25 protein-coding genes are annotated in these 24,165 nt (G+C 38.8%); 16 read left to right on the forward strand and 9 right to left on the reverse strand.

The genetic code is table 11. The annotated features are described in order from the left end of the window. Positions 1 to 47 precede the first annotated feature (47 nt). From AC570I_RS12065 to AC570I_RS12075, 3 genes are all read right to left on the reverse strand, one after another. Positions 48 to 737 carry a response regulator transcription factor gene (locus AC570I_RS12065; protein WP_497405623.1) on the reverse strand — a complete coding sequence of 230 codons (690 nt, stop codon included), beginning with the start codon at positions 735 to 737 and terminating at the stop codon, positions 48 to 50. Between the two features lie 61 nt (positions 738 to 798). After that, the gene (locus AC570I_RS12070) at positions 799 to 2,472 is read right to left on the reverse strand and encodes a sensor histidine kinase (protein ID WP_497405624.1); all 1,674 of its coding nucleotides are present in this window, start codon (positions 2,470 to 2,472) and stop codon (positions 799 to 801) included. Positions 2,473 to 2,474: 2 nt separating this feature from the next. Beyond that, positions 2,475 to 4,361: a S9 family peptidase gene (locus AC570I_RS12075; protein ID WP_497405625.1), complete on the reverse strand. Its 1,887-nt coding sequence runs from the start codon at positions 4,359 to 4,361 to the stop codon at positions 2,475 to 2,477. Between the two features lie 229 nt (positions 4,362 to 4,590). Here AC570I_RS12075 and AC570I_RS12080 point away from each other — a divergent pair, with 229 nt between their 5' ends. After that, on the forward strand, positions 4,591 to 6,414 hold the full coding sequence (locus tag AC570I_RS12080; RefSeq protein ID WP_497405626.1) for a tetratricopeptide repeat protein: 1,824 nt from the start codon (positions 4,591 to 4,593) through the stop codon (positions 6,412 to 6,414). Positions 6,415 to 6,442: 28 nt separating this feature from the next. Here the strand turns inward: AC570I_RS12080 and AC570I_RS12085 are convergent, their stop codons facing one another. Further along, a complete protein-coding gene (locus AC570I_RS12085) occupies positions 6,443 to 6,703 on the reverse strand; it encodes a hypothetical protein (RefSeq protein ID WP_497405627.1) in 261 nt (86 codons plus the stop codon). A gap of 109 nt (positions 6,704 to 6,812) precedes the next feature. Between AC570I_RS12085 and AC570I_RS12090 the strand changes: the two genes are divergently transcribed. Further along, a complete protein-coding gene (locus AC570I_RS12090; RefSeq protein ID WP_047798939.1) occupies positions 6,813 to 7,124 on the forward strand; it encodes a DUF4286 family protein in 312 nt (103 codons plus the stop codon). A 6-nt stretch (positions 7,125 to 7,130) separates the two neighbouring features. Here the strand turns inward: AC570I_RS12090 and AC570I_RS12095 are convergent, their stop codons facing one another. From AC570I_RS12095 to AC570I_RS12105, 3 genes are all read right to left on the reverse strand, one after another. After that, positions 7,131 to 7,460, reverse strand: a complete 330-nt coding sequence (locus AC570I_RS12095; RefSeq protein WP_497405628.1) for a nucleotide pyrophosphohydrolase — start codon at positions 7,458 to 7,460, stop codon at positions 7,131 to 7,133. A gap of 15 nt (positions 7,461 to 7,475) precedes the next feature. Next, positions 7,476 to 7,928 carry a D-aminoacyl-tRNA deacylase gene (gene dtd / locus AC570I_RS12100; protein WP_497405629.1) on the reverse strand — a complete coding sequence of 151 codons (453 nt, stop codon included), beginning with the start codon at positions 7,926 to 7,928 and terminating at the stop codon, positions 7,476 to 7,478. 65 nt (positions 7,929 to 7,993) lie between these two features. Further along, positions 7,994 to 9,040, reverse strand: a complete 1,047-nt coding sequence (locus AC570I_RS12105) for a 3-oxoacyl-ACP synthase III family protein (RefSeq protein WP_497405630.1) — start codon at positions 9,038 to 9,040, stop codon at positions 7,994 to 7,996. A gap of 127 nt (positions 9,041 to 9,167) precedes the next feature. Between AC570I_RS12105 and AC570I_RS12110 the strand changes: the two genes are divergently transcribed. After that, the gene (locus AC570I_RS12110; protein WP_047798943.1) at positions 9,168 to 9,449 is read left to right on the forward strand and encodes an ATP-dependent Clp protease adaptor ClpS; all 282 of its coding nucleotides are present in this window, start codon (positions 9,168 to 9,170) and stop codon (positions 9,447 to 9,449) included. Between the two features lie 34 nt (positions 9,450 to 9,483). Here AC570I_RS12110 and AC570I_RS12115 read toward each other — a convergent pair whose 3' ends face one another. Then, positions 9,484 to 10,086, reverse strand: coding sequence for a thioredoxin family protein (locus AC570I_RS12115; protein WP_497405631.1), 603 nt, complete (start codon positions 10,084 to 10,086; stop codon positions 9,484 to 9,486). Between the two features lie 80 nt (positions 10,087 to 10,166). Continuing rightward, complete coding sequence (gene rsmA / locus AC570I_RS12120) at positions 10,167 to 10,952, reverse strand: 16S rRNA (adenine(1518)-N(6)/adenine(1519)-N(6))-dimethyltransferase RsmA (protein WP_497405632.1); 786 nt, start codon at positions 10,950 to 10,952, stop codon at positions 10,167 to 10,169. Between the two features lie 171 nt (positions 10,953 to 11,123). Here rsmA and pdxA point away from each other — a divergent pair, with 171 nt between their 5' ends. From pdxA to AC570I_RS12185, 13 genes are all read left to right on the forward strand, one after another. Then, positions 11,124 to 12,203: a 4-hydroxythreonine-4-phosphate dehydrogenase PdxA gene (gene pdxA / locus AC570I_RS12125; RefSeq protein WP_497405684.1), complete on the forward strand. Its 1,080-nt coding sequence runs from the start codon at positions 11,124 to 11,126 to the stop codon at positions 12,201 to 12,203. Between the two features lie 416 nt (positions 12,204 to 12,619). Continuing rightward, entirely contained in the window at positions 12,620 to 13,753 is a 1,134-nt protein-coding gene (locus AC570I_RS12130; protein ID WP_497405633.1) for an MFS transporter, read from the forward strand. 6 nt (positions 13,754 to 13,759) lie between these two features. Then, the gene (locus AC570I_RS12135; protein WP_047798947.1) at positions 13,760 to 14,599 is read left to right on the forward strand and encodes a sulfurtransferase; all 840 of its coding nucleotides are present in this window, start codon (positions 13,760 to 13,762) and stop codon (positions 14,597 to 14,599) included. 157 nt (positions 14,600 to 14,756) lie between these two features. After that, positions 14,757 to 15,242: a YceD family protein gene (locus AC570I_RS12140; RefSeq protein ID WP_369799748.1), complete on the forward strand. Its 486-nt coding sequence runs from the start codon at positions 14,757 to 14,759 to the stop codon at positions 15,240 to 15,242. Positions 15,243 to 15,257: 15 nt separating this feature from the next. Further along, the gene (gene rpmF / locus AC570I_RS12145; RefSeq protein WP_010600130.1) at positions 15,258 to 15,449 is read left to right on the forward strand and encodes a 50S ribosomal protein L32; all 192 of its coding nucleotides are present in this window, start codon (positions 15,258 to 15,260) and stop codon (positions 15,447 to 15,449) included. A 99-nt stretch (positions 15,450 to 15,548) separates the two neighbouring features. Further along, positions 15,549 to 16,487 (forward strand): phosphate acyltransferase PlsX, encoded by a 939-nt coding sequence (plsX, locus tag AC570I_RS12150; protein WP_047798949.1) that lies wholly within the window; start codon positions 15,549 to 15,551, stop codon positions 16,485 to 16,487. An 18-nt stretch (positions 16,488 to 16,505) separates the two neighbouring features. Next, positions 16,506 to 17,504, forward strand: coding sequence for a beta-ketoacyl-ACP synthase III (locus tag AC570I_RS12155; protein WP_047798950.1), 999 nt, complete (start codon positions 16,506 to 16,508; stop codon positions 17,502 to 17,504). 126 nt (positions 17,505 to 17,630) lie between these two features. Next, a complete protein-coding gene (accB, locus tag AC570I_RS12160) occupies positions 17,631 to 18,107 on the forward strand; it encodes an acetyl-CoA carboxylase biotin carboxyl carrier protein (RefSeq protein ID WP_047798951.1) in 477 nt (158 codons plus the stop codon). A 184-nt stretch (positions 18,108 to 18,291) separates the two neighbouring features. Then, complete coding sequence (gene accC / locus AC570I_RS12165; RefSeq protein ID WP_047798952.1) at positions 18,292 to 19,632, forward strand: acetyl-CoA carboxylase biotin carboxylase subunit; 1,341 nt, start codon at positions 18,292 to 18,294, stop codon at positions 19,630 to 19,632. Between the two features lie 162 nt (positions 19,633 to 19,794). Further along, complete coding sequence (locus AC570I_RS12170) at positions 19,795 to 20,997, forward strand: LVIVD repeat-containing protein (RefSeq protein WP_497405634.1); 1,203 nt, start codon at positions 19,795 to 19,797, stop codon at positions 20,995 to 20,997. 146 nt (positions 20,998 to 21,143) lie between these two features. Further along, positions 21,144 to 22,025 (forward strand): twin-arginine translocase subunit TatC, encoded by an 882-nt coding sequence (gene tatC, locus AC570I_RS12175; protein WP_497405635.1) that lies wholly within the window; start codon positions 21,144 to 21,146, stop codon positions 22,023 to 22,025. A gap of 45 nt (positions 22,026 to 22,070) precedes the next feature. Next, entirely contained in the window at positions 22,071 to 22,508 is a 438-nt protein-coding gene (rpiB, locus tag AC570I_RS12180; protein WP_497405636.1) for a ribose 5-phosphate isomerase B, read from the forward strand. Positions 22,509 to 22,532: 24 nt separating this feature from the next. Continuing rightward, a complete protein-coding gene (locus AC570I_RS12185; protein ID WP_497405637.1) occupies positions 22,533 to 24,161 on the forward strand; it encodes a M28 family peptidase in 1,629 nt (542 codons plus the stop codon). The last annotated feature ends 4 nt before the right edge of the window (positions 24,162 to 24,165 follow it).

Raw genomic sequence — 24,165 nt, forward strand, 5'->3', positions numbered from 1 at the left:
CCTCAGGCTAACAATCATTCTACTCATTCAATCACCTAATCATTCAATTACCCCGCATTAAAGCGATATCCCACACCCCTTACAGTTTGCAATAACTGAGGGTTATCAGGGTTTAATTCAATCTTTTTACGTAAACGTACAATGTGCATGTCCAGCGTACGGGTATTAACATCAGAGTTGTATCCCCAAACCACTAACATCAGTTCATCGCGGTTAATTACTTTGCCAGGATTGCGTAAGAAGTAAAGTAGAATACGGTTTTCTAAAATAGTAAGCTCAATTTTCTTACCATCTCTGAATAAAGTATGGATGTTGGGATGATGCTCCATATTTCCGAAACGGTGAATTTCAGCCGAATCTTTATTTACGATGAATTTGACCTTACTATCCAACATCGCCACCAATACATCCATGTTAAAGGGCTTGGTAATATAATCTGAAGCCCCAAAGTTGTAAGCATCGATCTTATCGACATCCTGTGCTTTGGCAGTCATCATGATCACCAGGTTTTCAAAACCTTGCTTTCGCACGTTTTCACACACCTCTGCTCCCTGCTTGCCCGGCATCATCCAATCCAATAAAACAATATCCGGCTGGTCAGCAATGATCATACGCTCTCCCGCATCACCATCGTTGGCTTCCAGTACATGATATCCCTCAGCTTTTAAGCGGTGTGCAACAAGAAAACGAAGGTTCTCATCATCTTCTACAATTAATATTTTTACTTCTTTAGACATTTGTATTTGTGTGTTTAATTTGAGAGGATGTTAACAACAAGCCCTAATATATCTCTTCATTTTAACTATTATAGGGTAGCACGATTTTAAATTCTGTACCCACCCCGACTTTGCTTCTTACGGTGATTTCACCTTCCATAAAGTTAATCAGTTCTTTGCAGAATGCCAAACCCAGGCCAACACTCCCCATCTGATTGTATTCATTCTGAATCCGGAAAAACTTCTTGAAAATATTATTCAATTCAGATGAGGCAATTCCTATACCTTTATCAGTAAAACGAAAAACCAATACACCCTTGATCAGCTTCGCAGAAATGTGCAGCTTCTTATTCTCCGGCTTGGAATATTTATAAGCATTTTCTGCCAGGTTATCAAACAAGCTACCTAATAACACAGGATCGCTGATAAAGGTTTTAAAGCCCACAACCTCATAGGTCATTGCAAAATCCGGATGCTTCAAGGTATGCGACTCAATTGTACTTTCGATAAAATCAACAATATTGACTGATTCCTGGTTCAGCTTTATTGCCTTATTCTCGATTTGAGTAAAGGCGAGCAGCTTATTCATCAGGCCATTAAGTTTATCTGCCTCTTCATCTAAAATCTTACCATAAAGTTGTTGTTCCCTTGCGCTAAGGCTACTTGCGCTCTTGATATTATTACCAGCTATCTTAATCACACTGACGGGTGTTTTGAACTCATGAGTCAGGTTGTTTACAAAATCATACTGCAGTTTAAACATTTTACTATTGATATTCAGATTGCGGTAAATTAAAAATGCCACCAGCAACAAAACACCATATACCAACAGCAATACCAGCGCTATGGGCATAAAATAGATAAATATCTCTTTTTTGATGTACGATTTTGATGATACCAGATAAAATTTAAAATCTGAAAAAGCACCTGGCAATGCAATTTCCGTGGTAATTTTTTCTTCTGATGTATCAATAGGATCATAGGTTAGCGGCTCGATTTTAATGCTCTGATAAAGTAAAGGCCTGGTATTAATGATCTTGATTTTTGAGGCATCAAGGTTAAAAACCAATACGTCCTGCTGATAAACAGGGGCAGGATTTAACTTCTTCCTGATCATGTCCTTATAACTTCTCAAGTCTTCTCCCCTGGGAATATTTAGGTAAGTAATCTTATTATCATTGGAATTGACGATAGAAAAATTGGTAAAAAGTTCTTCCTGAGTAGGTACAGATGCAGTATCAAGAGACTCAACGAAGGTGGCCAGCTTAATGGCCATGGAATTAAAATCGCTTCCAACGTTGAACGACCTTGTATCTTCCGCTGAGTAGAGCTTTACTGAATCGCGGCGAATGCCTTTGCCAAACTGATAAATGGCTTTCGGACCAATACCCAGATGATTGGCGTTTACGCCATCCTTTACTGGTACATTTTTTACCTCAGTATCATAGAAAGTTACTTTCGAGATGAATGGATATTTTAATAAGATCGTATCAACGAATTTAGCAGCAGTGGATGAATCCAGAAATCCATTGTAGTAAGAAATCTCAGGCATCTTATTCTGAAAAAAATCATTATAAGGTTTTATACTTTGTTCCAGCACATTCACCTTTTCAGATACAAAATCATTCTCAATCGATTTCTTACTGTAATTAAATGCCAGGAATAGTGATAAGATGAATAATATGGAAATGAGGGAAATGAAAGTAACGCTAAGCGAGAAATTCTTACGGTAACCACTCTTTTTGTCTAAAGCCATTCCTACTTTTTACTTAGATTCTCCTGCAAAAACACTTCTAATGCTTTGTATAATGCTGTCCGACCCTGCTGCCGAACTACCGGGTTAGGACCTTCTTCCTTCTCAATATAAGTAACCGGAACATTGCGCTTTTTAAGCTCTTTTATAAATTGGACTCCTTCTGCTACATTGACCCGAGGATCTTTAGGATTTTGAGCAATAAATACAGGTGATCTAAAACGATCAGCATGAAAAACAGGAGAGGCAAAACGCATGTATTCCGTATCTGTAATCGGATTTCCTACAATTTCGTAATACATCTGCAAATTGGTTTTCAAAAATGGTGGAATGGTTTTAAAGTAACTAAATAAATTTATCACGCCAGAGTTTGATCCCCCGCACTTATAAATATCAGGATTTTTATATAAACAATTCAATGCAATATAGCCGCCAAAACCATTCCCATAAATCGCAATCTTCTTAGGATTAGCAATCTTCTGATCAATTAACCACTGCACGCCGTCATTAACATCCGACTGAATCTTATCGCTCCATTGTTTAAAGCCTGCAGCATAAAATGATTTTCCGTAGCCAGTAGAACCACGGTAATTTACCTGTAAAACGGCATAACCACGATTGGCTAAAAACTGCACCTCTGCATTGTAACCCCAGTTATTCCGTCCCCCCGGACCATTATGTGGTAAAACTACTACAGGTAGATTGGTTGCCTTTTTTACTCTTGGTAAGGTAAGATAACCATTAATCGTTAAACTATCTTTACTTTTGAAGCTAATTGGCTTCATTGCACACATTGATTCTTGCCTAATTGCCGGGTTAATATCAGTTAGTTCCTTAAGTTTATTATCCTGCGAAGTATACAGATAATATGAACCCGGATTTTTGTCTGTAAACGTACGCACTACAAAAACATTGTCCATTTTATCTTTGTCCATAATACGCCACTCTGTCCCAGGCAAAAGCCTGTCTATTTTAGAATAGGTTGTCCTTGTACTGTCGTCAAGATAAAATTTTTCCTTCTTCCAAGTCTCACAGGTTACAAAAAGCATTTTCTTCTGTGTGCGGGAATATTTTGCATCTACAACATTGAGCGTATCGCTGGCGAAAAGAACTTGTTTTTCTTTACCGGTTTTCAAATCAAGGGCAATCAAAGCATTTTTATCACGGTTAACATTTGAAATCGCATAAAGTACATTTGCCTCCTTTTCGGAGAAAGCAATGGGTTGCAGGGTAGTCTCAAAGTTGTTGGTAATAACAGGTAAAAACTTTTGGTTCTCATTTTCTCTATACATGAGTGTTTCATTCACTCCATCGCTGGATACCGCAATCTTCAAAACCCCTTTGTTATCTGTAATCCACTCTGTAATATTGCCTGGATTTTTAGCGGCAATATCCATTCTACCATCCCGAACGTTTAACCTGTATACATCAAAAACAGTAGAATCACGTTTGTTAGAAGCAACAATAATATACTTGTCGTCAATCAACTGATCCTCGATTACACGCAACCTGCTTTTTTCGTTTGAACTCAACTGAACTTGTTTACTGCCATCTTTATTGATGACAAAAATATCAGAACGACGCTCTTTGGACTCATCTTCAGTATAATAAATCAGCTCATTATTACTGGTCCAGAAATAAAAGCTGATGCTTTTTTCAGTAAGATGGGTTAACTGAATGCTGTTACCTGTAGCAATATCTTCTACAAACAAATCGAGTTTTTTTGCCTGTAGTTTAAGATAAGAAAGGCACTTACCGTCAGGGCTCAAGCGATAATAGGCCTTATCCTGCGTTTTGAAGAAATCGTCAACAGGTATAATCCCATCATTTTTATTGCCATTACAGGCAGAAATGACAGCAACTATAACGATTAAAAATATCCTCTTCAACATAGACAAATAATTACGGGATGACAAAAATACGCATCACAACAACTTAAGCATGATTTACACCAACAATGTTACTTATGCAACGTTTATATACGTCGCTCGCTTCAATTTAATGTTTATAGCATATAAGCAAAATAAAATACAGGTAACATTTAAAATACGTTTTCTGCAGGCCACTATTTAAGCTAAAACTGTATTAAAATGTTACATTTAAATATTATAATGCAAGCTTATGAATCGCTTAATCCTCATTTTCTTTTTATTGGCATCATTAGGGACAAACGCACAGGTTTTTCGCCAAAATCAACAAATTGCCCAGGATGACGTTTCCCTCGCTATTCAATACTATCAGGATGGTGATTATGAAAAAGCTGCCTCGTTATTAGAGAAACTGTTGGATCGTCCAAATAATGAGGGTTACTTTGATATTTATTTCAACGCGCTGCTTAAGCTCAAACGGTATGATGTTGCCGAAAAACTGGTTAAAAAACTAATTCGTCAAAATCCAGCAAACGATGGGTATGACATAGCGCTGGGTAAACTTTACCAGGAGAAGGGTGACGTGCAGGCTGCCAGCAAAATTTTCAACGAGGCCATCTCCAAGCTACCTAAAGAAGAATTTAAAATCAGAAACCTGGCGAATAATTTTTACCGCTTTGAAAATTACGATCTCGCAATACAAGCATTCAAACAAGGAAGAAAAATCCTGGGTAATGAGCAGGCATTCACGTTTGAACTGTTAAATATATACCGGTTTAGAAAAGATAAATCTATGCTCATGCAGGAATATCTTGATGTACTTGAAACCATGCCCCAGGTATTGCCACAAGCAGAAGCGGTATTATCGTCTGTTCTCGAAGATAAAGCAGATTACCAAACTTTTCAGACGGCTATTCTGCGTAAAGTACAAAAATCGCCTGATGCAGAAGTTTTCATTCAACTTTTAACCTGGAATTTTATTCAGCAGCGGGAATTCGACATGGCTTTACGCCAGCTCATCGCTTTTGATAAAAGAACAAAGGGGAGTGGCGAAACCCTCTTTAATTCTACTTATATTTTTGTAGATAACAAAGCATATGAAACCGCGATTAAAGCTTACGAATATTTATTAACAAAAGGCAAAGACAGTCCTTTTTATCTGCCATCGCAGATTGAAATGTTAAATACCAAATATAATTTACAAACATCGGGAAAGTATACAGCGGCAGATTTAGCTATTCTCGCCAAAGACTACCAAACACTGATAGATGAAAATGGTAAGAACAAAAATACGTTGTTTGCCCTTAAGAAGCTGGCCAACTTGCAGGCTTACTATCTGAGTCAGCCAGACAAAGCAGAGAAAATTCTGGAAGATGCCATTCAGATGCCTGGCCTGAGCACCCAGGATATTGGCCAATTGAAGCTCGATCTTGGCGATATTTACATTCTTACTAACGAACCCTGGGAAGCATTTTTAGTTTATGAGCAGGTAACCAAACAGTTTGAAGGGCAGCCAATTGGTAATGAAGCCCGGTTCAGAAGCGCAAGACTTTCCTTTTATCAGGGTAATTTCGAATATAGTAACGGACAATGTTTAGTACTCAAAGCCGCAACCTCTCAACTCATCGCCAATGATGCACTAAATTTAAGCCTGTTAATTTCAGATAATATTCAAAGCCCTGCAGACAGTAACGCCTTAAAGATGTATGCCGACGCTGAAATGCTTGTATTCAGGAATTCACCAACCCAGGCGATTAAAAAACTCGATAGCATCTCTATCGCCTTCCCGGGAAATGGTTTGACCGATGCTGTGATGATGAGTAAGGCCAGAATTCTAATTAAATCCGGCGAATTTCAATCTGCTGCAAACATTTTAAAAAAAATCACCGAAGAATTCAAAGATGGCATCTGGACGGATGATGCACTTTTTACGCTCGGGGATCTTTGTGAAAAGAATCTGAATGACATTGCCCAGGCGAAAATTTACTTCCAGAAGCTGATAACCGATTATCCGGGAAGCATGTTCAGTGGAGAGGCAAGGAAAAGATTTAGAAATTTGAGGGGCGACGGGGTTTAAATTCAGCACTTCTTGCTAAAAACCCTGTTTAAGCATCCAGTGCGATAATCACCAATGTAAGCAGAAGTATCAGGCAAATACCAGACAGGATCAGGATTCTGGCCCCATGTTGTCGGTCGCTTAACGAATAAGCAAATCCCTTTTCGCCAGTGGAAAGAGAACGGCGTTTTTTCATTAAATCCCATCCTATTATAATACCCAATAAACCACCAAAAATAGCGGTAAGGTATCCGGTATAAATATAGTTTCGGGTTGAGTTATCTACTTTGTGAGCGTTATTTGACAGCATTACTAAACAATAGGGTTGTGCAAATTTAATTTTTTGCAAATAATTAAACGAAAGAAAAATGATATTCTAATGTTTTTTTTAACATTTCCCAAATGGTTATCTTTGCAACATGCTTTTATATAATGTCACTTTAATTTTGGAAGAAACTGCTGCGGAAGACTGGTTGAAATGGATGCACGAAGTTCATGTTCCGGCAGTTATGGCCACCGAGATGTTTGTATCAAACAGACTCCTGAAGGTTTTGGATTCACCGAATGAAGGGGTTACATATTGCGCCCAGTACGTTGTAGAATCTATTGAAAACTATAACAAATATCAGGAAATTTATGCTCCGACCCTTCAAAACGAGTTAAATGAGAGATATAAAAATCGTTTTGTTGCTTATCGTACTTTAATGGAGTTTATTCCTCCAACCGCTTAGCAAAGCTTAAGGGTTAATCTTTTTATTGTTCTTATGCCGGTCTGCATCGCGGATACTTTTCTTTTCCAGATTTTTCTCCAGTGCTGCAGTAAGATTGATTCCTGTTTGGTTGGCCAGGCATATCAGCACAAACATGACATCAGCCATTTCATCGGCGAGATTAACCTCCTCATCGCTTTTTTTAAAAGATTGTTCACCATATTTCCGGGCCATGATCCGGGCAACCTCTCCTACCTCTTCCATCAAAATAGCCGTGTTTGTTAATTCGTTAAAGTAACGGACTCCGGTAGTTTTAATCCATTGATCAACTGTTTCCTGTGCTTCTTTGATTGTCATAAATGAAGTTATCTCTTACTCTTTATCTTTTGTATCAATTAAAATCGTAACAGGCCCGTCATTCAGAAGCGAGATTTTCATATCGGCCCCGAAAATACCAGTTTCTACTTTCTTACCCAGTAATTGTGAAAGCTTTTCGACCATTTTTTCATAAAGGGGAATAGCAACATCTGGCCGTGCAGCTTTAGTAAAACCCGGTCTGTTACCCTTTTTAGTAGATGCAAATAAAGTAAACTGACTGACCAATAGAATACCGCCGTTAATGTCTGCCAATGCTTTATTCATTAAATCATTTTCATCACCAAAAACCCGCATATTGACAATTTTTTGTGCAAGCCAATCCAAATCCTCACTATTATCGGCACCTTCAATACCTAAAAGCACTAAAAATCCAGTACCAATCTGTCCCGTGATCTTGCCGTCAACTGTGCAACTTGCCTGTGTAACCCTTTGTAAAACTGCGCGCATTTTATGTATCTAAAGATGAAAGATTACAGCGAAGATAGCATTTGGTTTAAGAAAGGCAAATGCTATTACCACCTGATCAATGCGCTTGCCCAGGTAAAACCTGATCCAAATGCAGCAAGGCAAACCAAATCGCCTTCTTTGATCTTACCAGCTTCCCAGGCTTCACACAAAGCTATGGGAACTGATGCTGCGGTGGTATTTCCATATTTCTGGATATTATTAAAAACCTGATCGTCCCTCAAACCTAACAACTGCTGTACATATTGACTGATTCTCAGGTTAGCCTGATGAGGCACCAGCATATCGATATCTTTTTCAGTTAAATTGTTTACAGCAAGAGCTTCCTTGATTACCTCAGGAAATTTTACCACTGCTTTTTTAAAAACCGATGGCCCGTCCATATAAGGCAAGGCTGCTCCGCTTTCTAAAATTTCCGGAGTCATAAACAATCCGCCTAATTCCTGATCAGGGAAGGCAGGTTTATCCTTCATCCATTTATTAGCGTGAGAACCGGGATAATACATCGCTAAAATTTCAGCATCTGCGCCATCGCTGTGCAAATGCGTACTCAAAATCCCTTTTCCTTTTTCATCCGTTGGCTGCAAGACAACGGCTCCTGCACCATCTCCAAAAATTACTGATACGTTTCTGCTACGCGTTTCAAAATCCATTGCAAACGAATGCTTTTCGCTCCCCACCACCAGAACATTCTTATACATACCTGTTTTAACAAATTGGTCGGCTACAGAAAGTGCATATACAAACCCCGAACATTGATTACGGATATCCAGTGCCCCAATCTCGCCCATTCCCATTTCACGTTGAAGTAAAACACCACAACCTGGAAAATAATAATCAGGACTCAATGTTGCAAATACAATAAAATCAACATCTTTTGGGGTAATCCCCGCACGCTCTATCGCAATCTTAGCGGCTTCTATACCCATGGTAGTCGTTGTCTCTTTATTACGGTCGGCAAAACGACGTTCCTTAATTCCGGTACGTTCCTGTATCCATTCGTCGCTTGTTTCCATAAAACGACTCAAATCATTGTTGGTATATACATTTTTAGGAACATAGTAGCCTATTCCCGCTATTTTGGATTGGTGCATGTTTATTACTTTATATTGTGGTTAAACAAAGTTAATCATTTATTGCCGAAGCCATTATTATTCACAAACGAACAAAATCTTGAAACATGATACTAAATACTTGATAGTAATGTTTATTTTTGCACCCATGTCTACAGAAACCAAAGAAGAGACCTTTACGCTCGAAGAAATTCTAACTTCCCTGAAAACCGTACATCGCCTTATTTTGTGGAATGATGATGTCAATACCTTCGATCATGTGATTCATTGCATGATGAAATACCTTGATTATAGTGAATCCCAAGGCGAAAAAATTGCCTGGAAAGTGCACAACGAAGGAAAATGCCCGGTATTGGAAGGATCTTTTACTGAAATGGAAGTTTACAGAAAAATTCTGCAACAAGAAGGATTAACAGTTTCTGTCGATTAGACTCAAGCAACTGAAAAGCAATTTATCGGGACAATTATTTTTCCAGCCCCTTCAAAAGTTCATGCAATTCTGATTGAGTACTTTGCGTTTTATCTTTAGCATACCATCCGTGCAATTTCTCAGCAAGTATGGGCATTTCAGTACTTTCTTTTTTCCACTCTTTTAAAAGTTCTTGTAAAACCTGAGGACGTGGCGCCCAGGTAGCCAGCACCCGATCTGCATTTTCATCGAGCATAATCAAAACAGGAATTGCCCTGCCACCATTAGTTAAATGTGCATCAATTAATGGCAGGTTCTGATCTCGAAGGACAAATTTCAGTTCAATTTTGCCCAGTGATGCAACAGCAATTTTATTGAAAACCGGAATAATCTGTGCAGCATCGCCACACCATCCCTCAGTAATTACTAAAAATTTATACCTGGCTTTAAGGCTTTCAATAGTTGATACAAACTCATCAGATAAGCTAATCGTCTTATCAACGCGACTCATCCTTTGCACATTCATTTTAGTGTAGTGCAAATCGTAAGTCACCTCACCCGTAGCTTTCCCTTCCAATAAAAGCTGATCTACCAAAGCACGGTAAGTTAAATAATCCATCCCCCGACCGCTAAATATTTCACTGTAATTAATCATCATATTTAAGAAATTGCATCGCAAAGAAAAGGAGAAAATTAACGAAAATCATCATGGATTTGCAAGAAATAGAGTAGCCAAAACTAGGCTTCCATCAGCTTACTTATGTGCTGTGTTAAAGCTACGAAATCTGCAACGGTTAGCTGTTCAGCCCTTTTCTCAAAATATACATGGTTATCCATTTTGTCTTTTGGCATTACGGCCGATACCGCATTGCGCAGTGTTTTTCTACGTTGATTAAAACCGGCTTTTACTACACGCCAAAATAATTTTTCATCACAATCTAACGTTTGCACTTCGTTACGGGTTAAGCGGATTACGGCAGAATGGACTTTAGGTGGCGGATTAAAAGTGCCGGGTTTAACGGTAAAAAGATATTCGATTTTATAATAAGCCTGAAGAAATACACTTAAAATACCATATTCCTTACTTCCTGATGGAGCAGCACAGCGTTGAGCAACCTCTTTTTGAAACATGCCAACCATTTCCGCTACCTTATGCCGGTTATCTAAAATCTTAAATAAAATCTGTGATGAGATGTTGTACGGAAAGTTACCTATAATGGCAAACTGATCAGCAAAAATAGCATCGAAATCAAGCTTTAAAAAGTCGCCGTTAATTAATCGATCGCCCAGCTGAGGATATTTTTCATTCAAAAAGTGGAATGATTCCGTGTCAATATCAATCAGGTAGGTCTGAAAATCTTTACGTTGAAGCAAAAAATCAGATAAGATCCCCATTCCAGGGCCAACTTCAAGAACCTGGTTATACTGATCAGTACGCACCAAACTTTCTACAATTTTATTGGCAATTCCTTTATCAGTTAAAAAATGCTGACCTAAATGTTTTTTTGCTTTTACTAAACTCATCCTTATAATTTCTTGCCATGTAAACACAGAAAATATGAAGAACAACCAGTTCTCCATGCTCCAATAGCTGCGTTTGTTGACTGACTTTTTTTTACAAAATAACTAATTTTTATCCGGTAAGCACCTGTTTAACCGAAAATCAGTATTTTGCGCTAAAATTTTTCAGTAATGATGAGCGATAAACTTAAAATTGGTATTAGTATAGGCGATGTAAATGGCATAGGTTTAGAGGTAATTATCAAAACATTATCTAACCCGGCCATTTTAAACTATTGCACACCAATTGTATACGGACACACCAAAGTTTCTTCGTTTCATAGAAAAGCCAACAACCTCGGAGATTTTAGTTTCAATGTAATTAATCATCCTAATCAGGCGCAATCGAAAAAAGCCAATATGATTAACTGCTGGGAAGAAGATGTGAAAATCGAACTGGGCCAGGTGACCGCAACAGGCGGAAAATATGCCTTGCTTTCATTGGAAAAGGCAACTGCCGACTTGGTAAATGGCGATATCGATGCGTTGGTTACCGCTCCAATCAATAAACACAATATCCAGTCAGATACTTTTGCTTTCCCTGGTCACACCGAATATCTACAGGAGAAGAGTGGTAGTAAAGATGTATTGATGTTTTTGATTAGCGAAAATCTACGTGTAGGTGTGGTTACCGGTCACATCCCTGTTAAAGAGGTTCCAACATCAATCACAAAGGAAAAGATTATCAGCAAACTGAAATTAATTAATGAAAGTTTGAAAAAAGACTTCTGGATCGAAAAACCAAAAATTGCCGTATTAGGTTTAAATCCGCATGCAAGTGATAACGGCTTACTGGGAGCTGAAGAGGCAGAAATTATAACTCCCGCCATTCAGGAAGCATATGATAAAGGAATGATGGTTTTCGGACCCTACCCTGCTGATGGTTTTTTTGGAAATGGTAGCTATAAAAAATTCGATGCTGTACTAGCTATGTATCACGATCAGGGCCTAATTCCTTTCAAAACATTGGCATTTCATAATGGGGTAAACTATACTGCCGGATTAAAGTTTGTACGTACCTCTCCTGACCATGGTACCGGATATGACATTGCCGGAAAAGATCTTGCTGATTCAACTTCATTTACCGAAGCATTATTCTCCGCCATACATATTGTTAAAAATCGTAGAGAACAGGAAGAAATGTTGAGTAATCAACTTCGTACAGGTGGAAAAATTGTAGAAACGCAATTCGATATCAAGGATGATGCTTCTTAGTTTAAGGGCAATAGAAAAGCGACTTCCAGATTCACTTTAACACATAGAAAATCTGCTTCCAAATTTGATGTAATCCATTGAATTCTGGTATTGAGAATTTGTGCCCAAATGATCTGATTCATCGGAGTTTGTACGGAGATTGTACGGAGTATCAATGGAACTTAACGCAACAGCCCGGTACGAATTCCATTTGATGTTGGTATCATTTTACTTATTTTTCTGTCTTGTCAGATCACTAGGTATACAGCCTTAAACATCATTTCTACACGAACTAAATTCAGGTTCCTGTTCTCGCAGGTTTCCTAGTTTCAATTAGCGGGGAAAATGCCCTGTTCATCCGTTTATTTTATTTAAAATTGTGATACAATTTTCAAATGCCGACTACCAAAAAATTCAGATACATCTTACACATAATTGTGCTATCACAATTTCTATGCACCTCTTTATGGTTCGCAGGCAATGCAATACTTTTCGATATCATTAAAAAGTTCCCCGGCGAAATAAATCTTCTGGCCAACCTTACCAGCATGGTTCAGTTTGGTTTTATTAGTGGCACACTGATATTTGCGTTTTCCGCAATAGTAGACATTTTTTCACCGTCTAAAGTTTTCTTTGTTTGCGGTATAGCAGCAGCACTCTTTAACCTCTGCATCTGTTTACAAGTGAACGATATCCATATGGTTCTTTTATTTCGTTTCCTGACAGGCTTTATGCTGGCTGGGATTTACCCGATTGGAATGAAAATCGCAGCCGACTACTTTAAAGACGGTTTAGGCAAATCGTTGGGTTTTCTTGTTGGAGCATTGGTTTTAGGAACTGCGTTTCCACACCTGCTTAAAATGTTTACCGGAAAATTTTCGTGGCAATACGTAATTTACGCCACATCAGCGCTATCAGGTATTGGTGCATGCTGCATCCTATTTTTTGTGCCAAATGGGCCATTTAGGGTTGCAGGGCAAAAATTCAGCCTAGGCTCCTGCTTTGGGGCTTTTAAAAACCCGGAGTTCCGTGCAGCGGCGTTTGGTTATTTCGGACACATGTGGGAGCTGTACACTTTCTGGGCATTCCTCCCTGCTATGCTCATACTTTATAGTCAAACACATGCAAATGCGGGTTTAAACACTTCCCTTTTTTCTTTTTTAATTATTGCTTCAGGGAGCATATCATGTATGCTTGGAGGCATACTCTCTCAGAAATTCGAAGCTAAAAAATTAGCAACCATCGCTTTATCTATTTCAGGATTGTGCTGTATTCTATCACCCATTTTTCTCTTCTTTGAAAACACCTATCTGTTTTTGATCTTCCTTTTTTGTTGGGGTCTATCAGGCACAGCAGATTCGCCTCTGTTTTCATCACTGGTTGCTAAACATGCACCGGAAAGATTAAAAGGAACTTCACTCACTTTAGTTAATTGTATAGGCTTTGCTGTCACAATTATCAGCATCCAAACCATCAATATTTTATCAAAAGAAATGAATTCGCATTATATTTACACGATTTTGGCCCTTGGCCCCGCGATAGGTGTATTTTCATTAATTAAAAAATCTTAACTGAATATGTCAAAACTATCCCCAATTATAAAACCCGAGGATTTAAACTGGCTGAACCTTGATGATGAAATTGTAATCATTGATGCAAGTGCTGGCGCTAAAGCCAGGTATCATGAACAGCATTTAGCCGGCGCTTTATTTGCCGATGTAAATGAGGATTTGGCAAACATCGCAGATTACGCCATTGGTGGAAGGCATCCCCTACCGCAACCGGAACAATTCGCTTTAGTTTTGCAAAAACTCGGCATTACAAAGCACAGCCATGTGATTATTTACGACGATAAAAATGGCGGAAACGCTGCTGCCAGACTTTGGTGGATGTTAAAAGCTATCGGCCATAAAAAAGTACAGGTAATTGACGGTGGATTTCAGGCGGCAGTTAAAGCGGGTTTCCCGACGACGAATAAATCAGAAACACCAAAATCGGTAGAACAATATGAAACCCAAGACTGGAATCTTCCCTTAGCTGATATGGACGAAGTGGAGAATGTTGCGAAAAAAGATGATTACCTCGTAATTGATGTTCGCGATGCCAATAGATTCGCTGGCTTAGTGGAGCCAATTGATACCATCGCGGGGCACATTCCGGGTGCGATCAATATTCCATTTACTGAAAATCTAGATGTTAACGGACGCTTTTTAGCGCCTGAATTACTAAATACCCAATACGCCAAAGCGCTGGAACACATTAAACCTGCAAATATTATCGTGCACTGTGGATCTGGAATTACGGCCTGCCATACATTGCTGGCAATGGATTACGCAGGTTTACCTATTCCAAAACTGTACGTTGGATCATGGAGTGAATGGAGTAGGAATGATAAAGAAATGGTTCTCAAAAGTTAACGCAAAGAAATTTTCAGTACCTCATAAGTTTTTAGCAGCTAACAATTTTCAAAAAACATTTTTAATCTAATTATTTTATCCCTACATTTGCAGGCTAAAATTTTACAGTACTTTGAAGCCATTAAAACAATTTTCGATACCGTTTACCGGATTAAAATTGGGAGCTCATCATTTTGATTATGAGCTTGATGACCGCTTTTTTAATGCATTTGAGTATTCATTAATCAAAAGTGGAAACTTGAAAGTAGACCTGGAACTTGAGAAACAAGAGACCATGTTGCTTTTAAAATTCAAAGTAAAGGGGACGGTAAATCTGGATTGTGATAAATGTTTATCAGAGTTTGCCTATCCGGTTAATCTGTATGAAAGGCAAATTGTAAAGTTTGCTGAAGACGAGCTGGAGAGCGATGATGAAGAAATCATCACCCTAAGCCGGAAAGATTCTGAGATTGATATATCAGAACCTTTATACGAAATGATTAACGTAGCTGTACCCTATATCAAAAACTGCGAGCAGGCAGATAAGGAGTGTGATCAGGAAATGATTGAAAGACTGGAACAACTCTCTATCGACAAGCAGGCAGAAGAAAACGAACAAACAAGCGACCCTCGTTGGGAAGCCCTTAATAAGTTAAAAAAATAATTAGATTATACACCAATGGCACATCCAAAACGGAAAATCTCGAAACAGAGAAAAAATAAAAGAAGAACACACTATAAAGCAGTGACTCCTTCTTTAGCAACTTGCGCAGCAACAGGTGCTATCCACGTACCTCACCGTGCATACAACGTTGATGGTAACCTATACTATAACGGTAAATTGGTTATCGAAAATACTCAAATCGGGTAATTTTCTTAAAAAATTGTTTGTGTTCAGCGGCTTTAGTCATACCTTAGTCAACTGAAAAATCAGGATTTAGCCTGACCCTAACACAAACAGATTTTTTCTATGAAAATAGGCCTCGACATAATGGGCGGAGACTATGCTCCCAAAGCAATTGTTTTGGGAGCAATAGCAGCTCATCAATCGCTAAACGCTGGAGAACATTTGGTTCTTATTGGCGATACCGAACAGATTAAACCCATTCTCGCGGAAGAAGGTTTCAATCCAGATCATTTTGAATACGTTCATACTGATGAAGTTATTGGTATGGGCGAACATCCCACCAAAGCAATCGTTCAGAAACCCAATTCGAGCATTGCGGTTGGTTTTAACCTTTTGAAAGAAGGTAAAATCGATTCCTTTGCTAGTGCAGGCAATTCCGGAGCGATGTTAGTTGGCGCTGTCTTTAGCGTTAAAACTATTCCGGGCATCATCCGTCCATGTCTATGCTCTATTCTTCCTAAATTAAAAGGCGGCACCGGTTTATTACTTGATGTTGGCGCTAATGCAGACTGTAAACCTGATATTTTACTACAATTTGGTGTACTGGGTAGTCTATACGCTGAAAATCTATTTAAAATAGACAATCCCAGGGTTGCTTTAATGAATATTGGTGAGGAAGACGAAAAAGGCAATATGCTTAGCATGGCTACCTTTCCATTGATGAAGGAAACTAACCTGTTTAATTTTGTTGGAAATGTAGAGGGCAGAGATTTATTCAATGATAAATCGGATGTAATCGTTTGCGATGGATTTACAGGAAATGTAATGTTGAAATTAGCGGAATCATTCTATGTAATTACCATTAAAAAGGGCTTGAAAGATGAGTTCTTTGACCGGTTCAATTATGAACAGTACGGCGGAAGTCCGGTTTTAGGCGTTAACGCTCCTGTTGTTATCGGACATGGAATTTCTAGTCCGCTGGCTGTTAAAAATATGGTTCTTCAATCCAGAGAAATGATTACTACAGGGTTGGTAGAAAAGATTAGAATGGCATTTAAATAATTTATTAAATTTTTTAAAATGAGTAAAATTCACGCTGCTATTACGGCAGTAAATGGTTACGTCCCCGACTATGTACTCACAAATGCAGAGTTAGAAACCATTGTTGACACTTCGGATGAGTGGATTACCAGCAGAACGGGAATTAAGGAACGTAGAATATTAAAAGGTGAAGGGCTGGGTACTTCAGATATGGCAGTTCATGCTGTAAATGGCTTACTAAAAAAAAGGGGTATTGATGCAAAAGAAATCGAACTGATTATTTTTTGCACCACTACTCCAGATTTCACTTTCCCTGCAACAGCAAATGTTTTAGCTGATAAAGTTGGCGCTACAAATGCCTGGGGTTACGATTTACAGGCAGCCTGTTCAGGTTTCCTGTTCGGTTTGTCAACCGGAGCATCATTTATCGAATCAGGAAGACATAAAAAAGTATTGGTTGTTGGCGGTGATAAAATGTCATCAATCATCAATTACGAGGACCGTACCACATGTATCATTTTTGGCGACGGATGCGGATGCGCTTTGTTGGAACCTAATGAAGAAGGCTTGGGTATTCAGGATTCAATTTTAAGAACCGATGGCTCGGGCAGAGACTTTCTGGGCATGAAAGCAGGTGGCTCGGTAAAACCGGCTACTCACGAAACAATAGATGCGAGGGAGCATTTCGCACATCAGGAAGGACCTACAGTTTTCAAATTTGCTGTAACAAATATGGCTGATGTTGCTGCCGAAATTATGGAACGCAACAGTTTAACATCGGATGACGTTGCATGGCTTGTTCCCCATCAGGCAAATAAACGAATCATCGATGCTACTGCCAACCGTATGGGTGTTTCCACGGATAAGGTTATGATTAATATTGAGCGTTACGGAAATACAACAAACGGAACGATCCCATTATGTTTATGGGAATGGGAAAGCAGGTTGAAAAAAGGAGACAACATTGTATTGGCTGCTTTTGGAGGAGGCTTTACATGGGGTTCTGTTTACCTTAAATGGGCATACGATACGGTTTAAATTAACATCGTTTCAACATAACCAGGAGTTTTAAACGCTCCGATTTTCAAAGAAAAAATAAAACAAAAAAAGTATAACTTAGTTAATTCATTTATACACTATTTTTTACATAACAAGGATTAAAAAATGGATATCAAACAAATTCAGGAACTGATTAAATTTGTTTCTCGTTCTGGAGTAAACGAAGTTGCTATTGAGCAAGAAAACTTTAAGATTACGATCAAAACAAATCAAGCGCCAACAGTTGTAAATGCTACCGTACCGCAAGCTCCGCTTGTACAGGCTGCTGCTCCGGTTGCTACAGCTCCTACTGCTCCAGTTGCAGCAACTCCTGCTGTACCAGCTGCAGAAGATACTTCGAAATACATTACAATTAAGTCTCCAATGATTGGTACTTTCTACCGTTCATCGAGCCCTGATAAGCCAATGTTTGTGAATGTTGGTGATGAAATTGGCACTGGCAAAGTGGTGTGTATTATTGAAGCTATGAAACTTTTCAATGAAATTGAAAGTGAAGTTTCAGGCCGCATTGTTAAAATACTGGTTGATAATGCATCGCCAGTTGAATATGATCAACCATTATTTTTAGTAGAGCCTATTTAATAAACTGTCTATTTTACGCATTGGCTTGCCTGCGCAAACCAAATAAAATATAATATGGTTCGTGGAAACACGAACCATGGCATTTAATTTAAGATGATCACACAAATTAAGATAGTCAACCTGATGCGGAAAAGCCCGATTCGGTTCAATTCTTAAAACCAGTGTTATCACAAATAAAAAAATTATGTTCAAAAAAATACTAATTGCCAACAGGGGTGAAATCGCTTTGCGTATTATTCGCACCTGTAAGGAAATGGGCATCAAAACTGTTGCAGTTTACTCTACCGCAGATCGCGAGAGTTTACATGTGCGTTTTGCTGATGAGGCTGTTTGTATTGGTCCTCCACCAAGTAAAGATTCGTACTTAAATATTCCTAATATTATTTCAGCTGCTGAACTGACAAATGCTGATGCAATACATCCCGGATATGGTTTCCTATCTGAAAATGCTAAATTTTCGAATATTTGCCGCGAATATGGCATAAAATTTATCGGCGCAACTCCTGAGCAGATCAATGGAATGGGTGATAAAGCTTCTGCCAAGGATACTATGAAAAAAGCTGGTGTACCAACTATTCCGGGATCTGAAGGATTACTTAACAGTGTAAAGGAAGGTATTGCAATCGCAAATGAGATGGGTTATCCTGTAATCCTGAAAGCTACTGCCGGTGGTGGTGGTCGTGGTATGCGTGTAGTTTGGAAGGATGAAGATTTTGAAAATGCATGGGATAGCGCACGCCAAGAATCTGGTGCAGCTTTCGGAAATGACGGCTTATATCTGGAAAAGTATATCGAAGATCCCCGTCACATTGAAATCCAGGTTATTGGTGATCAGTTTGGTAAAGCTTGCCACTTATCTGAGCGCGATTGTTCCATTCAGCGCCGTCACCAGAAACTGGTAGAAGAATCTCCTTCACCATTTATGACTGAAGAACTCCGCGTTCGCATGGGTGAGGCAGCCATTAAAGGTGCACTTGCGGTTAGCTACGAAGGGGCAGGAACAATTGAATTCTTAGTCGACAAACACCGTAACTTCTACTTCATGGAGATGAATACTCGTATCCAGGTAGAACATCCGGTTACTGAAGAAGTTATCAACTTCGACTTGATTAAAGAGCAAATTAAAGTTGCTGCAGGAATTCCAATATCAGGCAAAAATTATTTCCCTGATATGCATGCAATTGAATGTCGCATTAATGCTGAAGACCCTGCGAACAACTTTCGCCCTTCACCAGGCAAGATTACGAATTTCCACTCTCCTGGTGGACATGGTGTTCGTGTAGATACGCACGTGTATGCAGGATATTCTATTCCCGCGAATTACGATTCTATGATCGCCAAGTTAATTTGTGTGGCACAAACACGTGAAGAAGCAATTTGTACTATGGAGCGTGCTTTGGGTGAATTTGTAATTGAAGGTATTAAAACTACTATTCCATTCCATTTACAGCTGATGAAAGACCCGAACTTCAGAGCGGGTAACTTTACTACAAAATTTATGGAAACCTTCGAATTCTCAGAGTAACATTTTCCTTTAAAATTTAAAAGGCTATTCAATAAAACGAATAGCCTTTTTTCGTAAATAGCGTTCTGTTATTCGACAAGCCCTTAAGTACTAAGAGATTATTTTCCAAAATTAGTAGCGTTTCGCAAAGTCATATCGTTTTGACTGTAAAAACCACTAATCATGAAAAAATTTCTAATTAACGGATTACTCTTAATGCTTACTCTAGCAGTACTTACACAGTGTAAAAAAGGAGAAGAGTTTGAGCAGATACAGATCTCGAAATTGATGTCTGCTCAGCAAATGAGGGCCTTGCCAGTAGGCATTACAAAAGCAACAAAACCAAAAAAAACAGGCAAGATTTATATTTTCAACGACTACTTGTTCATTAATGAGCCTGCAAAGGGCATTCATATCTATAACAACAGTAATCCGGCTAATCCTGTGAACGTCGCCTTTCTCCAGGTTCCCGGAAATGTAGATCTGGCCATCCAGAATAATATATTATACGCCGATAGTTATGTTGACCTGTTGGCATTTGACATCTCAAACATTGGTAATATAAAACAGGTGAAACGGGTAAATGACGTGTTTAAACAGTTCTACACTGACTTTAATCTCCAAAAATATGTGATTGTTTATAAAGATACACTTGTAAGGAAAAATTATAATAAAAACATCATGTATGATGCAGCATCATATAGCAGCGGAAGCAGCAGTTCAACAGGCCAGGGCGGATCAATGGCCAGATTTACCTTATTGAACGACTATTTGTACACTGTTGGCAGCTTTGACTTAAGCCTATTCGATGTAAAAACACCAGCAAACCCTTCCTTTGTTAAGGCAATCAATTTAGGTTGGGGTGTCGAAACTATTTTCCCTTACGAAAATAAATTATTTATAGGCACAAATACCGGGATGCATATCTTCAGTGCAGCAGATCCGGCGAACCCGGTGAAACTTTCTACCTATAGTCACGTTTTTGCCTGCGATCCGGTGGTAGTGCAAGGCAGATATGCATACGTAACCTTACGTACAGGAAATTCCTGCAGACAGGCGAGTAATCAGCTGGAAGTTGTGGATATTGCAGATCCCAAACAGCCTAAACAGATTGCCGTTTTTCCAATGCAAAACCCACATGGTTTGAGCATCAGTGGCAATAGCTTATTTTTATGTGAAGGAACTTTTGGAATAAAGAGTTTTAATATTACTGATAACACTAAAATTGGTAATAACTTGTTGCAACATATCAACAGCGTAAAAAGCTTTGATGTAATTGCTGGTCCGAAATCACTGATTGTAACTGGCGAAGATGGTGTACACCAGTTCAACTACAACGATCCCGCCAATCTAAAACCACTCAGTGTGATCAAGGTTCAAATCTGATAAAAACAAATGCAGCATCTCCTGATTTTTTTTTTCAGGGAGTGTGGGCATTATTTTAATACAATTCTCACAATAACATAAACTATTTCTATATTTAACACGTAAATACCATTCTATTCATTTAGAATGGTATTTTTGTTTTCAACATGAGCGACTTAAAAAAAACACTACTTACAAAAGCTATTGGACAAAAGAGTACAACCTTAGAGGCAGAAATGTCGTTCTTTGATCACCTTGACGTTCTCCGTAAACACCTCATCAGGGCAGTAATTGCCATTGCTGTTTTTACAGGTATCGCATTTTATTTTAACGAAGAAATTTTAGATAAAGTTATATTCGGTCCTAAAAAACCCAGTTTCTGGACGTACAGGATGATGTGCAAACTGGTTGAACACTTTCCATCATTAGGTAAAGACATGTGTATCACTAAAATAAATGGTGAAATCATCAATACTGAAATGGCCGGCCAGTTTAATTTACAGCTAAACGTGTGTGTAATGTGCGGCATTATTGCTGGCTTTCCTTATTTATTATGGGAAATATGGCGCTTTGTGAAACCTGCTCTTCATGATAATGAGCGTAAATCAGCAAGTGGTTTTGTATTTTTTGCCTCTGTTCTTTTTGTTATTGGTATATTATTCGGGTACTATGTGGTTTGTCCCCTGTCCGTAAACTTCCTGACAGGTTACACCGTAAGTGAGGAAATCAAGAATACATTTACTGTAGATTCCTATCTTTCATCAGTGGCCACGCTAACATTGGGAACGGGCATTATTTTCGAACTTCCCATCATCATTTTTATTCTCTCTAAACTCGGGTTAATGACACCTAAGCTAATGAGATCGAGCAGAAGGTATGCTGCTGTGATTATCTTAATCATTGCTGCCATTGTTACGCCTACTCCTGATATTATGACGATGCTGATTGTAGCTACTCCTCTATTTCTGCTATATGAGTTAAGTATTTTTGTTTCTGCATACATAGAGAGGAAAAAAAGAAAAGCTGAGAAAGCATTTTATGCTAACTAACGAAAACATTACGTTTAGATTTTATATTTCTCTCTAAATTTGGAAATGCCTGAGAATAAAATAACAATTGCAATTGGCGGAGACCATGCGGGTTTTGAATACAAAGAAGTACTTAAAAAATTTCTGGCTGACTATGATGTAAAAGACTTCGGGCCATATACTGCTGATTCAGTGGACTATCCTGATTTCGCACATCCTATAGCTGAAGCGGTAGAAAATAGTGAATTTACTTACGGTATTTTATTATGCGGATCTGCAAATGGTGTGGCCATCACAGCTAATAAGCATCAGGGCATCCGGGCCGGCCTCTGCTGGGAGAAAGAAGTAGCCTCACTTGTTCGCAAACATAATAATGCTAATGTGCTTTGTATCCCGGCAAGATTTGTGTCAGAAGACGAGGCAAAAGAGATTACTAAAACCTTTCTAAACACCACATTTGAAGGTGGCCGTCATCAGAACCGGATAGAAAAAATATCTTGCTAAACCAACCTTAAAACTAACTTACAAATGAATAAACAATTTTTGACCCTCAGCTTAGCTACCCTGCTTTCTGCAAGTTGCTTCGCTCAAGTAAAACCTCTCGTACCCAACAAGGATGCAATGAGGTTCAGTAAAGCGATCAATCCTGCGGACGGCTTTAAACATCTTTCTGTGCTGGCATCAGATGAATATGAGGGCCGGGAAACCGGAACGAAAGGAGCATGGATGGCTGCAGATTATATCCGTAATTATTTTAAAACTATCGGTTTGAAAGGACCCGTTAATGGTGAGTATTTTCAGAAAATAGACCTGGTTAACGTTACCCTGAAAGAAAGCCATGTGACGGTGAACGGCCAACCTAAAGAATACCAGAAAGATTATGTATTAACACCAAGCTTAATCTCTGATAAAGGCTTCACTTTCTCGACAGATGAAATTGTCTTTGTTGGTTATGCGATCAAGAAAGATAATTACAATGATTTTGCCGGAACTGATATTAAAGGCAAAGTGGTAATGATGTTTGGTTCCGGAGATCCGACATTAAAAGCAGGTGCAAGAATTGACAGGGCTACTTATAGAGCAATGTTGGAGGAAAGAGCAAATTATTTTGCAGCAAACCAGGTAAAAGCAATCATTATCATAGACCCTGCTGTAGATAGAATAACGGAAAACACCAAACAGGCTCAAAATAAAGGAAGAGTTTTGGTGAAATCCAATAGTGCACTTGAAGCACAAAATGCGGCTCCCCGCATCGCCATCTCAACCGCTTTGGCAAATGATTTATTTAAATCAGCAAACACTACAGTTGCAGATGTACAAAAGAAAATAATCGACAACCAGGCACCAGCTTCGCAGATTTTAACTATTCCATTTTCTGCAAGTGCTGCAAAAGCAGAAACAGCTGTTCGTTGTGAAAATGTTCTGGGTTATCTTGAAGGTTCAGATCCTGTGTTAAAGAAAGAAGTACTGGTACTAACGGGTCATTATGATCACATAGGACTGGTAAATGATCCCAATGCTACAGATAAAGTAAATAATGGTGCCGATGATGATGGCTCGGGAACAACCGGAGTATTGTTAATGGCGAAGGCCTTTGTTGATGCTAAAAAAGCTGGTAAAGGTCCGAAACGCAGTATATTATTCATGACTGTTGTTGGTGAGGAAAAAGGCTTATGGGGATCAGACTGGTATTCTGAGCACCCGGTATTCCCTGTTGCCAATACTATTGCAGATTTAAATACCGACATGATTGGCCGTATTGGCGAGGAGTATCTGGGCAAACCAGATTCTGCAAACTATATCTATTCGGTTGGTTCGAAAATGTTAAGCAGCGAATTACACGAATTGAATGAGCGTGTAAATGCTACCTATACCAAAATGAAGCTGGATTATAAATATGACGATCCAAAAGATCCTGAACAAATTTACTACAGATCAGATCACTATAATTTCGCCAAATTGGGCATTCCAATTATCTTCTTCTATGACGGTATGTTGCAACAAGATTACCACAAACCAGGTGATGAGGTTAGTAAAATTAACTTTCCATTGCTGGCTAAACGTGCTCAACTTACCTATTACACCGCATGGGAGCTGGCCAACCAGGCAAAACGCCCGGCTGTTGACATGGATGGTAAAGGAAATCCTAAGAAATAAATAT

Source organism: Pedobacter sp. A2324 (genome assembly GCF_059693705.1).